Genomic DNA, 12258 nt, shown 5'->3' on the forward strand with positions numbered 1-12258 from the left:
AGCGGCGTGGGAGGGTTCCCCCGCGCGCGCCAAGAAGCGGCTGCCGTGCACGAACGAGCCCGAGGATGAGGCTGATCGTCGATGCAGAGCTCCGTCCGCGGCAGTGGGGACGACACCGACCTCGAGGTCTGTGCGGCCGAACCCATCCACGTCCCGGGCTCGGTCCAGCCCCGTGGCGTGCTGCTGGTGCTCGCCGGGGGCGTCGTCGTCCAGGCGTCGGCCACCACCGAGGACCTCCTGGGGGTGGCGGCCGAGGACGTGCTCGGGCGCACGCTCCCGGCCCTGCTGGGCGAGGACGCGGCGGCGGCGCTCCGGCTCGAGGACGTCGCCGACGGCGGGCCGCTCGCGGACGGCCTGCGGCGCGTCGTGCTCGACGGCCGCACCTGGGTGGCGTCCACCCACCGCAACCCGCAGGCCGTCGTGGTCGTCGAGCTCGAGCCGCTCGCGGACCAGGGCGCCGACCCGGCCGAGCCGTACCGCGCGGCGTACACGGTGCTCGGCCAGGCGGCGACGGCCGGCTCCCTCGAGGAGCTGTACGAGCTCGCGGCGCGCGGCGTGCGGGAGGTGACGGGCTTCGACCGGGTGATGGTCTACCGGTTCGACGAGGACCACCACGGCCAGGTCGTGGGCGAGGCGCGCCGCGCCGACCTCGAGCCGTTCCTCGGCCACCGGTACCCGGCCGGCGACATCCCCCCGCAGGCCCGCGCCCTGTACGAGAAGAGCTGGTTGCGGCTCATCTCCGACGTCGAGTCCGTGCCGCGGCACCTGGTGCCCGCGCTGCTGCCCGGCACCGGCGAGCCGACCGACCTCTCGTTCGCGAGCCTGCGCGCGGTGTCTCCCGTGCACGTCGAGTACCTGCGGAACATGGGGGTCCGCTCCTCGATGTCGATCTCCCTGCTGCGGGGCGGCCGGCTGTGGGGGATGGTCGCGTGCCACCACGTCGACGGCCCGCACACGCCGTCGCTCGAGGTCCGTGCGGCGGCCGAGGCGCTCGCCTCGGGGCTGTCCCTGCAGATGGTGGTGCGCGCCGCCGCAGACGACGCGCAGCACGCCCGCGACGTCTCGAGGGCGCTCGAGGCGCTGGTACGGGTGGAGGACGACCCGGTGTCCGACGCCGTCGCCCAGCCGGAGCTGCTGCGGATCCTCGGCGTCGACGGCGCGGTGGTCCGCACCGGCGACGCGACGGCGACGGTCGGGCTGGTCCCCCACGTGCCCGACCTGGTGGTCGACGCCGTCCGGCGGACGTCCCGGCCGCGCCGGGACGGCGGGACGGCGCCGGTGTACGCGTCGCACGACCTGCGGACCGAGCACCCGGAGCTGGCGGACCGGCTGGGCGAGGTCGCGGGCGCGCTCGTCGCCCCGCTGCCGGACGGCGACCTGCTCGCCCTGTTCCGCCGTGAGGTCGCGCGCGAGGTGACGTGGGGCGGCGACCCGCGCGCGAAGACGGTCGACCGGGACGAGAGCGGCACGGTCGTCCGGGTGGGCCCCCGGCAGTCGTTCGCGGCGTGGCGGGAGGCCGTGCACGGCACCTGCGAGCCCTGGTCGGACCACGACGTCCGCGCCGCCCTCGTGGCGCGTCGGACCGTCGTCGAGCTCCTGTACCGGCGCTCGCGGCCCGACCTCGGCGCCGCGCTCGTGCTGCAGCACTCCTCGCTGCCGGCGGTGCTGCCCACCCTGCCCGGGTGGCGGCTCGAGGCCCGCTACCGCCCCGCGGACGGCGGCCGGGTCGGGGGCGACTGGTACGACGCGTTCGAGCTGCCCGACGGCCGCACCGCCCTCGTGATCGGCGACGTCGCCGGCCACGGGCTGCCCGCCGCGTCGGCGATGAACCAGCTGCGCAACGGCCTGCGCACCCTGCTGCTCGAGCACCGCGACGTCGCGACGGCGGCGGGCGGCCTGGACCGCCTCGCGCGGACGCTCCTGACCGACGACATGGCCACGCTGCTGGTCGGCATCCTCGAGGTCGACCCCGGCACCGGGGCGGGCGCCGTCGACTACGTCTGCGCCGGCCACCTGCCGCCGGTGGTCGCGGACGCGCAGGGCGCCCGGTTCGTCGAGGTGGTCCGCAACCCCCCGGTCGGGGCGATGCGCGAGACCGTGCGCGCGGGCCGGGTCGAGCTCGCGCCGGGAGAGTCCCTGCTGCTCTACACCGACGGGCTCGTGGAACGTCGCGGCACGCGGATCCTGGAGCGGCTGGAGGACCTCCGCTCCACCGTGGGGCTCACCCGCGACCTCGAGGTGATCGAGCACAAGCTCGCCGGGCTGGAGTCCGACGACGACTCCACGATGCTCATGGTGACGGCCCTGGGCCGCGGCTGACGCCGGGCGCACCCGCGGCCCGGTGACGCCGCCGGACCGACGCCGGCGGCAGCCGGCGCGCGGGGGCGGGCCGGTGCAGCGGGCGCTCGTGCCGGCGTGGACCCCCGGCGGCCCGGGCGCTCGGGGAGCCGTGCTCGGCGACGAAGGGTGGGCGCATGGTGGTCCTCCTGGGTGCGGTGCGGTGCGGTCGGTCCCGCCCTCGCGGGCGCTCTCCCAGGCTTGCCGCGCCCGCGAGACGGATCAACGGCCGATCCGGCTACGCTCGTTCACCCCGGGTCAACGATCGGTCGCCCGGGCCGGGGGTGCGGGCGGCGAGGGGTGCGACGGGGCGTGGAGCTGCGTGAGATCGAGATCTTCCTGACCCTCGCGGAGGAGCTGCACTTCGGCCGGACGGCGGAGCGGCTGCACGTGTCGGTGTCGCGCGTGAGCCAGTCGATCCGCAAGCAGGAGCGGGCGGTCGGGGCGCCGCTGTTCGCGCGCACAAGCCGCAAGGTCGAGCTCACCGCGGTGGGGGAGGTGCTCCGCGCGGGCCTGCGCCCCGCCTACGAGGGCATCGGCACCGCCGTCGCCGCCGCCACGGCCGCGGCGCGACGTGTGGCAGGCACGCTGACGCTCGGCTTCATGGGCGGGCAGGCGCACGAGCTGGAGCCCGACCTCGCCCGGTTCCGTGCGCGGCACCCCGACGTCGAGCTGCGCTTCCACGAGGTCGTCTTCAGCGACCCGTTCGCCGCGCTGCGGCGCGGCGACGTCGACGTCCTGACCACGTGGCTGCCCGTCGAGGAGCCGGACCTCACCGTCGGCCCCGTGCTGCGGTCCGAGCCGCTGCGGCTCCTGGTGGCGACGGGCCACCCGCTCGCCGCGGCGGGGCGGGCGGACGTCGAGGCGCTCGCCGAGCACGCCGTGCCGGCGATCCGCGGGGCGGCGCCGCCGTCGTGGCTGGCCGGCGTCCTGCCCGAGCGGACGCCGTCCGGGCGGGAGGTGCCCCGCGGACCAGGTGCCGCCACCTACCAGGAGATCCTCGCCCTCGTCGCGGCGGGAAAGGTCGTGTGCCCGGTGCCCGACGAGGGTCGCCGCTACTTCCCGTGGCCGGGCGTTACGTACCTCCCGCTCGACGGCGCGCCCGCGGTGCGCTGGGCACTGGTGTGGCGCTCGTCCGACGCGACCCCGCTCCTGCGGGTCTTCGCCGCGGAGGTCGCCCGCGGCGGGTGAGCGGGGAGCGCTCAGTCGGGGAGCTCGTCGAGCAGCCGGGACATCCGGTCGATCTCCGCGATCTGGTCCGCCGCCACGTTCGCGGCGAACTCCTGGACCGTCTCGTCCCGCCCCGTGGAGCTGAGGTCGTCGACCATCTCCAGCGCGCCCGCGTGGTGCTTGATCATGCCCTCGAGGAACAGCCGCTCGAAGTCGGTGCCGTCGGCGTCCGCCAGGGCTGTCATCTCGGCGTCCGTCAGCATGCCGGGCATGGAGCCGTGGTCGTGGGCCTGCGGGGCGCGCGGCCCGCTCCCGTCCGACGAGGCGCTCGGCGACGCCGTCGCCACCGCGGGCACCGGGAGGCCCTGGTCCTCGAGCCAGCGGCTCATGTAGTCGATCTCGCCGTCCTGCGTCAGGCGGATGCGGTCGGCGAACTTCGCGAGCGGCGCCGACGTCGACCGCTCGGGGACCAGCTGCGCCATCTCCACGGCCTGCGCGTGGTGGCCGATCATCTTCGTCATGAAGTCGGCGTCGGCGTCGGTGACCACGTCGGCGTCGCCCATCCCCTCGTAGTCCTCGGGGGCGATGGTCTCGGCGGGTTCGCCGGGCTTCCCCGGCACCAGCACGGCCGACGACGGCGTCGGCGCCGGCTCGGGTTCCTCGGCGGTGCACCCCGCGACCGCGAGCCCCGCGCCGAGCACGGCGGCACAGGCCAGGGCGGTGCGTCGGCCGCTCGTGCGGCGGAGCCGGAGGTCTGTGATCACCGGAAGATCCTCTCCTGAGGGTGTTGCCACCACGTAAAAAGATGCCCGGACGGCTGGTGGGGAGGATGCTTCCAGACAACACTCAGGGTGACCAACACAACGAGGTGTGGCGCTTGCGCGTCGTCCAACCCTGAGTTCACCGATGAGGAGTGCACGGATGCGGAGTTCACGGACGAGAAGTTCACGGACGAGAGGCGTCGTCGGCGTCGCCCTCTCGTTGACCCTGGTCGCGGGCGCGCTGGGTCTCGCGACCCCCGCATCGGCCGCCGACGCCGCCGAGCCCGACGTCCCGCCCGGCGAGGTGGCGTCGTCGAAGATCGAGCACCTCAGCAACAACCCGAAGAACGGCGCCCTCCAGGGCACCGGCTCGGACATCGCGTTCCAGGGCAAGTACGCCTTCGCGGGCAACTACGACGGGTTCACCGTGTACGACCTCTCCGACCCGGAGGAGCCCGTCCAGGCGCTGCAGGTGTACTGCCCGGGCTCGCAGAACGACATCTCCGTCTACGGCGACGTCCTGGTGCTCTCGACCGACTCGTCGCGCAGCGACGACTCGTGCGCCTCGACGACCCGCCCCGCGACGGAGAAGGACGCCTGGGAGGGCATCAAGGTCTGGGACATCTCCGACCCGCTGGAGCCCGAGTACGTCAAGTCCGTGGAGACGGCCTGCGGCTCCCACACCCACTCCCTGGCGCCGAGCAAGAACGGCAAGGACCTGTACGTCTACGTCTCGTCGTACAGCCCGAGCTCGTCCTACCCGGACTGCCAGCCGCCGCACGACATCATCTCGGTCGTGAAGATCCCGGTGAAGAACCCGGCCGCCGCCACGCTGGTGGGGACGCCGAACCTCTTCCCCGAGGGCGGCTACGAGGGCGACCCGGACCGTCGTGCCTCGGCGACGTCGGGTTGCCACGACATCACCACGTACGTGCAGAAGGACCTCGCCGCCGGCGCGTGCATGGGCGACGGCATCCTCATGGACATCAAGGACCGCGCCCACCCGAAGGTGATCAGCACGGTCCGGGACACCGAGAACTTCGCGTTCTGGCACTCGGCCACCTTCAACAACGACGCGACCAAGGTCGTGTTCACCGACGAGCTCGGCGGCGGCGGGCTGGCGACCTGCACCGGCGAGTACGCCCCGGAGCTCGGTGCCAACGGCATCTACGACATCGAGAAGGACCGGAAGAAGGGCGGGAAGAACGGCACGAAGCTCGTGTTCCAGAGCTACTACAAGATCCCGCGCATCAACGACGCCACCGAGAACTGCGTGGCGCACAACGGCTCGCTGATCCCCGTCAAGGGCAAGGACATCATGGTCCAGTCCTGGTACCAGGGCGGCGTCTCGGTGTTCGACTTCACCAACTCGAAGAAGCCGAAGGAGCTCGCCTGGTTCGACCGCGGCGCGGGCATCTCCAGCGGTGGCACCTGGTCCACCTACTGGTACAACGGCTACGCCTACTCGAACGACCTGGGGATCGGTTTCGACACGTTCGACATCGACGACCGGATCGACGGGAAGGCGAAGACGAACCTCAGGTCGCTGAACCCGCAGATGCAGCAGAAGTTCTGAGTCGCTGAGCCCGGCAGCACTGCCGGGAGCACGACGGCGGCCGGTCCACCCTCGCGTGGGCCGGCCGTCGTCGTGCGCGCACCGGGACCCGTGCCGCTCGGCGCATGGGTGGCCGGGGCGACGATCGTGATCGAATCGATATGTTCACCGGCGCAGAACGCGCCTACCTGCAATTTTATCGGCCTTAGGGTGTGTTCTGCGTCTCATCTCCGGTGCGCTGAAGGCCCGGGTGACAAGACGTGAACCGCGGCGAAACACAGCGCGAGTAAGGTCGGCGACTGTTGCACAGGTCCATCGTGAGGCGCCCTGCCAAACCAGCTCGGCCTGCGCTTTCGTCATCATGCGCGCGGCGCGGCCCCTCGGGCACGGGCCGCGCGCGTCGTCGGGCCACGAGCCCCCAGTGCACAGGGAAGTCCATGCGCGTCGCTCCTCTCGCCATGCTGACCGGGACCAAGCAACCCGGACGAGGGGGCACACCCGTGCCCGTGCCCGTGCCGACGCGCACCGTCGGTCGCGACTGATGGGCAGGTTCCTCCTGCGACGTTCGGCCAACTACGTCGCGATGCTCTTCGTCGCCGTCTCGGCGACGTACCTGCTGGCCTCGGTCTTCATGGACCCCCGGTCCAACTACCTGTCGCGCAACCCGCGGCCGCCGATGGACTCGATCAACGCGTCCCTCACCGCGGCGAACATCAACGACGAGGACCCGCTGCTGCTGCGGTACTGGCGCTGGCTGACGGACATCGTCCTGCACTGGAACTGGGGCCTGAGCCCCGACCAGGAGCCGGTCGCCAGCGCGGTCGCCACCCGGATCGGTGCGTCGACCCAGCTCGTCACGCTCGCCACCGTGCTCGCGATCGTCATCGGCGTCGCGATCGGCGTGTACACCGCGATCCGCCAGTACAAGTGGCAGGACCGCGTGCTCGGCGGCTTCGCGACCTTCTTCCTCGTGATCCCGACGGCGGTGCTCGCGCTGTTCGTCGTCATCGGCGCGATCTACATCAACGAGGCGGTCGGGTTCCGGCTCTTCTACGTCACCGGGCTGCACAGCTACGAGGGCGACAGTCCATGGCTGTGGCTCCTCGACTTCGCGCAGCACCTCATCCTGCCCACCGTCGTGCTGACGATCATCGGCGCCGTGAGCTACCACCTCACGCAGCGCACCTACCTGCTCGACACGATGAAGGCGGACTACGTGCGGACGGCGCGCGCCAAGGGGCTGCCGCTGAACCTCGCGATCCGCAAGCACGCGCTGCGCACGTCGCTCATCCCGACGGCCGTGAACGTCGCGTTCTCGATCGCGACGGTGTTCACCGGCGCGGTGATCACCGAGACGATCTTCGCGATCAACGGCCTGGGCCGGTACTTCGTCACCACGATCGTCAACAACGACATCAACGGCGCGACCTGCATCGCGGCGTTCGCCGGCGTGTGCACCCTCGTGGGCGCGCTGCTGGCCGACCTCGTCGTCGCGTGGCTCGACCCGCGCATCCGGATCAGCTGAGAAGGGCTGGACACCATGGCTGACTCCGAGCTGACCGTCACGGCCGCCGCCGTCCTCACGGCGGAGGACGAGCAGAGCACCGGGCTGCGGCGCACCGGCCGCTTCACCCTCATCGCCAGGCGCTTCGCGCGCCGGCGGTCCGCCGTCGTCGGGCTGGTCCTGCTGGTGCTGCTCGTCGTGTTCGCGTTCGTGGGCCCGCGCATCGCGCAGTGGGGCTACGACGAGCCCGACTTCCTCGCCCTCGCCCAGGCGCCGTCCGCCGAGCACTGGTTCGGCACGACGACGGGCGGGTCCGACGTCTTCGCGCTCGTCGCCCGCGGCCTCGGCCGCTCCCTCGCCATCGGCATCCTGTCGTCCGTGGCGATCACGGTGATCGCCGCGATCGTCGGCACCACCATCGCCTTCTTCGAGGGCTGGGTGGAGCGCGTCGGCATGTGGGTCCTCGACATGCTGCTCGTGATCCCGTCGTTCCTGCTCATCGCGATGATCGTGCGCTCGTCCTCGGGCGCCAACGGGTGGATCTGGCTCGCGTTCGGCATCACCGTGTTCGGCTGGATCGGGTACGCCCGCGTGCTGCGCACCCTGACGCTGTCGCTGCGCGAGCTCGACTACGTGCACGCGGCGAAGTACATGGGCGTGCGGTCGTTCACGATCATCCGCCGGCACCTCATCCCGAACCTCGGGTCGGTGCTCATCATCCAGACGGTGCTCGGCGTGGTCGCCGCCGTGAACGCCGAGACGGCGCTGTCCTTCCTCGGCCTCGGCATCAAGGCCCCCGACACCTCGCTCGGCACCATCCTCCAGGCCGGGCAGAGCGTCATCCTCACCGCGCCGTGGGTGCTCATCGCGCCGTCGGTCGCGCTGGTGCTGCTCACGTTCTCCGTGCAGCTCATCGGCGACGGGCTGCGCGACGCCATCGATCCGAACTCCCGGTCGGGAGGCCGAGCATGAACCCCGTCCTGAGCGTGCGCGACCTGCAGGTGAGCTTCGCCTCGGAGGCCGGCACCGTCCGCGCCGTCCGCGGCGTGAGCTTCGACCTCCTGCCCGGGCGCACCCTCGGCATCGTGGGCGAGTCCGGGTCGGGCAAGTCCGTGACGTCCCTGTCGGTCATGGGGCTGCTCGACGAGAACGCCCGTGTCGAGGGTTCCATCCGGCTCAAGGGCACCGAGCTGCTCGGCCTGAGCGAGCTCGAGCTCTCGAAGTACCGCGGCAACGACATGGCGATGGTCTTCCAGGACCCGCTGTCGGCCCTGACCCCGGTGTTCTCCATCGGCGACCAGCTCGCCGAGGCGCTCGACCTGCACCAGGACCTGAACCGCAAGCAGGTGCGCGAGCGGTCGGTCGAGCTGCTGGACCTGGTCGGCATCCCCAACCCGGCCGAGCGGCTCAAGGCCTACCCGCACCAGTTCTCGGGCGGCATGCGCCAGCGCGTGATGATCGCGATCGCGATCGCGAACGACCCCGACGTGATCATCGCGGACGAGCCCACCACGGCCCTCGACGTGACGATCCAGGCCCAGGTGCTCGAGGTCCTCAAGAAGGCGCAGCGCGAGACCGGCGCGGCGGTCGTGATGATCACCCACGACCTCGGTGTGGTCGCGGGCGTGGCCGACGACGTCCTCGTCATGTACGCGGGCCGTCCCGTGGAGCAGGCGCCGGTCGACGAGCTGTTCGCCCGTCCCGCCATGCCGTACACGATGGGGCTGCTCGGCGCCGTGCCGCGCCCCGACCGCGGCGAGAACCGTCGGCTCGTGCCGATCCAGGGCAACCCGCCGTCGCTGGTCGACCTGCCCGTCGGCTGCCCGTTCGCCGCGCGCTGCCCGCTGGCGGAGGACCGCTGCCGCACGGCCGAGCCGGACCTGCTGCCCGTGGCCGGCCGGCCCGAGACGCTCGCCGCGTGCGTGCGCGCCGACGAGCTCGCCGAGCAGGGCGTCACGTTCGAGGACGTGTACGAGGTGGCGGAGGCCGCCGAGTCGACTCTCGAGGCCGTGCCGCGCTCCGAGCGCGAGGTCGTGCTCGAGGTCGAGGGCCTCAAGCGGCACTTCCCGCTCACCAAGGGCGGCTTCCTGCGCCGCCGCGTTGGCACCGTCAAGGCGGTGGACGGCGTGACCTTCGACGTGCGCGCCGGCGAGACCGTCGCGCTGGTCGGCGAGTCGGGCTCCGGCAAGACGACGACGCTGCTCGAGATCATGAAGCTCGAGGCGCCGCAGGGCGGCCGGGTGGCCGTGCTCGGCAAGAACCTCGAAGAGCTCTCGCGGTCCGAGCGGTCCGCGCTGCGGCGCGACCTGCAGATCGTGTTCCAGGACCCGATGAGCTCGCTGGACCCGCGCATGCCGGTCTACGACGTGCTCGCGGAGCCGCTCAAGGTGCACGGCTGGTCGCGGCAGAAGGTCAACGCCCGCATCGACGAGCTCATGAAGCTGGTGGGCCTCAACCCCGACCACGTCGACCGGTTCCCGTCGCAGTTCTCCGGCGGCCAGCGCCAGCGCATCGCCATCGCGCGCGCCCTGGCCGTGAGCCCGCGGCTCATCGTGCTCGACGAGCCGGTGTCCGCCCTCGACGTGTCGATCCAGGCCGGCGTCATCAACCTGCTCGAGGACCTGCAGGCCCAGCTCGGCGTCGCGTTCCTCTTCGTCGCGCACGACCTGTCCGTGATCCGGCACATCTCGAGCCGCGTGGCCGTGATGTACCTCGGGCAGGTCGTCGAGTCGGGAGACACCGAGGCGGTCTTCACCGCGCCGCGCCACCCGTACACGCAGGCCCTGCTGTCGGCGGTACCGCTGCCCGACCCGCAGCTCGAGCGCGGGCGCAAGCGGGTGGTGCTCGAGGGCGACCTGCCCAGCCCGGTCGAGGAGATCCCGGGCTGCCGCTTCGCCAGCCGCTGCCCCGTGCGCGCCACGCTGTCGGCCGACGACCAGCACCGCTGCGACACCGTGCTGCCGGTGCTCACCGGCGGCGACGACCAGCTCGCGGCCTGCCACTTCCCGCTGACCATGTCGGCGGGCACCCCAGACGTGCGGGAGACCACCCGCGCCTGACCCGTCCGGGTCATCTACCCGACCGGGTAGACGCTTCTCAAGGAGAATCATGACAACGATCCGCAAGAAGGGCGTCGGTGCGGTCGCTGCTGCCGCGGTGCTCGCGCTCACCCTGGCCGCGTGCGGCTCCGGCGGTGGCGACGACGAGGGCACGGCCCAGGGCAACGGCGACACGTCGATGACGACGCAGCCCGCCGACGGCGTCCCCTCGTCGTACCAGGGCGCGCTGCCCATGCCCGAGGCCGGCAAGGCGTACAACAACCCGCAGGACCGCGAGAACGTCAAGGACGGCGGCACGCTGACGCTGCCGATCGAAGAGGTCACGCCGAACTGGAACGCGTTCTCGGTCGACGGCAACACCCGGTACATGGGCGACTTCTGGAAGCTCTACCAGGCGTCCCTGTGGGACTACGACGTCGCGGGCAACCCGACGCCGAACCCCGACTACCTGTCCAAGGTCGAGGTCACCTCGAAGGACCCGCTGGTCGTCACCTACGACGTCAACCCCAAGGCCACCTGGAACGACGGCACGCCGATCGACTGGACGGCCTTCGAGGCCACCTGGAAGGCGCAGTCGGGCAAGACCAAGGGCTACAACCCGGTCTCGACCACCGGCTACGACCAGGTCAAGTCGGTGGAGAAGGGCAAGGACGACAAGCAGGTCGTCGTCACCTTCGACGCGCCGTTCTTCCCGTACCAGTTCCTGTTCCTGAACCTGATGCACCCGGACAGCCTGGACGTGAAGACCTACACCGAGGGCTGGGTGAACGAGCCGCACAACGAGTGGGCCGCCGGTCCGTTCATCGTCGACTCGCAGGACGAGACGCAGGCCACCTTCGTGCCGAACCCCAAGTGGTGGGGCGAGACGCCGAAGCTGGAGAAGATCGTCTTCAAGCAGATGGAGGAGGCCGCCTCCATCAACGCGTTCCAGAACGGCGAGATCGACTCCACCGGCGTGGCCGCGGCCGACCGCCTCAAGGTGGCGCGCGGCATGGACGACGTGCAGATCCTCATCAACTACGCCCTGTCGACCGGCGTGTTCACGCTGAACACCAAGGCCGAGGCGCTGCAGGACATCGCGGTGCGCAAGGCCGTCACGCAGGCGACCGACGTCACCAAGCTCGCCGAGATCGACTTCCAGGGTCTCGGCTGGGAGGAGGACCCGGCCGGGTCCGAGGTGATGTCGCCGATCCAGGACGGCTACGAGAACAACATGCCGGCCGACGCCGCCTACTCGGTGGAGAACGCCAAGGCCACGCTCGAGGGCGCCGGCTACACCCTCAACGAGGGGTCGGGCTACTACGAGAAGGACGGCAAGCCGGTCCACCTCAAGTACACCTTCTTCGGTGACAGCCCGACGCAGACCGCCATGGCGAACGCCGTGCAGGCCATGCTCAAGGCCGCCGGCATCGAGGTCGAGCTCGACAACCAGGACTCGTCGAAGTTCTCGGACACCGTGCTGGGCGGCAAGTACGAGATGCTCATCATGGCCTGGTCGTCCTCCGACCCGTACGGCTACAGCACCTCGGGCTACCAGCTCTACGGCTCCGACTCCGACTCGAACTTCACCTACATCGGGTCGAAGGAGATCGACGAGCTGATGAAGAAGCCGGGCACCATCGAGGACATCCCGCAGGCGGTCGCCGCGTTCAACGAGGCGGAGAAGAAGGCGCTGGAGCAGTACGGCACCTTCCCGATCGACTTCGGTCCGGAGATGACCGCGGTGAAGAAGGGCCTGGCCAACTTCGGCTGGCGCACCTCCGGCTTCCAGGGCCTCGCCCCGCACCCGGAGAACTGGGGCTGGCAGAAGTGACGCACCGCGTCACCCGCTGAGCACCACGCACGCCGACGCCGCCACGACCGCCCTGGTCG

General features: G+C 71.4%; 8 protein-coding genes. 7 read left to right on the forward strand and 1 reads right to left on the reverse strand.

The features are described from left to right. Window positions 1-81: 81 nt before the first annotated feature. Complete coding sequence (locus ACFQ80_RS15775) at window positions 82-2319, forward strand: SpoIIE family protein phosphatase (RefSeq protein ID WP_430564315.1); 2238 nt, start codon at window positions 82-84, stop codon at window positions 2317-2319. A 330-nt stretch (window positions 2320-2649) separates the two neighbouring features. Next, complete coding sequence (locus ACFQ80_RS15780) at window positions 2650-3528, forward strand: LysR family transcriptional regulator (RefSeq protein ID WP_430564316.1); 879 nt, start codon at window positions 2650-2652, stop codon at window positions 3526-3528. 11 nt (window positions 3529-3539) lie between these two features. Here the strand turns inward: ACFQ80_RS15780 and ACFQ80_RS15785 are convergent, their stop codons facing one another. Beyond that, window positions 3540-4271 carry a DUF305 domain-containing protein gene (locus ACFQ80_RS15785; protein ID WP_430549127.1) on the reverse strand — a complete coding sequence of 244 codons (732 nt, stop codon included), beginning with the start codon at window positions 4269-4271 and terminating at the stop codon, window positions 3540-3542. A 157-nt stretch (window positions 4272-4428) separates the two neighbouring features. Here ACFQ80_RS15785 and ACFQ80_RS15790 point away from each other — a divergent pair, with 157 nt between their 5' ends. The 5 genes from ACFQ80_RS15790 (at window position 4429) to ACFQ80_RS15810 (ending at window position 12199) form a co-directional block, all read left to right on the forward strand. After that, on the forward strand, window positions 4429-5844 hold the full coding sequence (locus tag ACFQ80_RS15790; protein ID WP_430549126.1) for an LVIVD repeat-containing protein: 1416 nt from the start codon (window positions 4429-4431) through the stop codon (window positions 5842-5844). 520 nt (window positions 5845-6364) lie between these two features. After that, on the forward strand, window positions 6365-7348 hold the full coding sequence (locus ACFQ80_RS15795) for an ABC transporter permease (RefSeq protein ID WP_430564317.1): 984 nt from the start codon (window positions 6365-6367) through the stop codon (window positions 7346-7348). A gap of 15 nt (window positions 7349-7363) precedes the next feature. After that, on the forward strand, window positions 7364-8299 hold the full coding sequence (locus ACFQ80_RS15800; RefSeq protein WP_430564318.1) for an ABC transporter permease: 936 nt from the start codon (window positions 7364-7366) through the stop codon (window positions 8297-8299). Continuing rightward, on the forward strand, window positions 8296-10386 hold the full coding sequence (locus tag ACFQ80_RS15805) for a dipeptide ABC transporter ATP-binding protein (RefSeq protein ID WP_430549123.1): 2091 nt from the start codon (window positions 8296-8298) through the stop codon (window positions 10384-10386). Before ACFQ80_RS15800 ends, ACFQ80_RS15805 begins: the two co-directional genes overlap by 4 nt. Window positions 10387-10435: 49 nt before the next feature. Next, complete coding sequence (locus ACFQ80_RS15810; RefSeq protein ID WP_430549122.1) at window positions 10436-12199, forward strand: ABC transporter family substrate-binding protein; 1764 nt, start codon at window positions 10436-10438, stop codon at window positions 12197-12199. The last annotated feature ends 59 nt before the right edge of the window (window positions 12200-12258 follow it).

Origin of the sequence: Isoptericola sp. NPDC056578 (genome assembly GCF_042793275.1) — a bacterium.
Taxonomy (GTDB): Bacteria; Actinomycetota; Actinomycetes; order Actinomycetales; family Cellulomonadaceae; genus Isoptericola.

What these genes read in the sequence shown, in the direction of transcription:
- ACFQ80_RS15805 (WP_430549123.1), top strand. Translation starts at nt 8,296, where the DNA reads ATGAACCCCGTCCTGAGCGTGCGCGACCTGCAGGTGAGCTTCGCCTCG.
- ACFQ80_RS15810 (WP_430549122.1), top strand. Translation starts at nt 10,436, where the DNA reads ATGACAACGATCCGCAAGAAGGGCGTCGGTGCGGTCGCTGCTGCCGCG.
- ACFQ80_RS15800 (WP_430564318.1), top strand. Translation starts at nt 7,364, where the DNA reads ATGGCTGACTCCGAGCTGACCGTCACGGCCGCCGCCGTCCTCACGGCG.
- ACFQ80_RS15775 (WP_430564315.1), top strand. Translation starts at nt 82, where the DNA reads ATGCAGAGCTCCGTCCGCGGCAGTGGGGACGACACCGACCTCGAGGTC.
- ACFQ80_RS15790 (WP_430549126.1), top strand. Translation starts at nt 4,429, where the DNA reads ATGCGGAGTTCACGGACGAGAAGTTCACGGACGAGAGGCGTCGTCGGC.
- ACFQ80_RS15795 (WP_430564317.1), top strand. Translation starts at nt 6,365, where the DNA reads ATGGGCAGGTTCCTCCTGCGACGTTCGGCCAACTACGTCGCGATGCTC.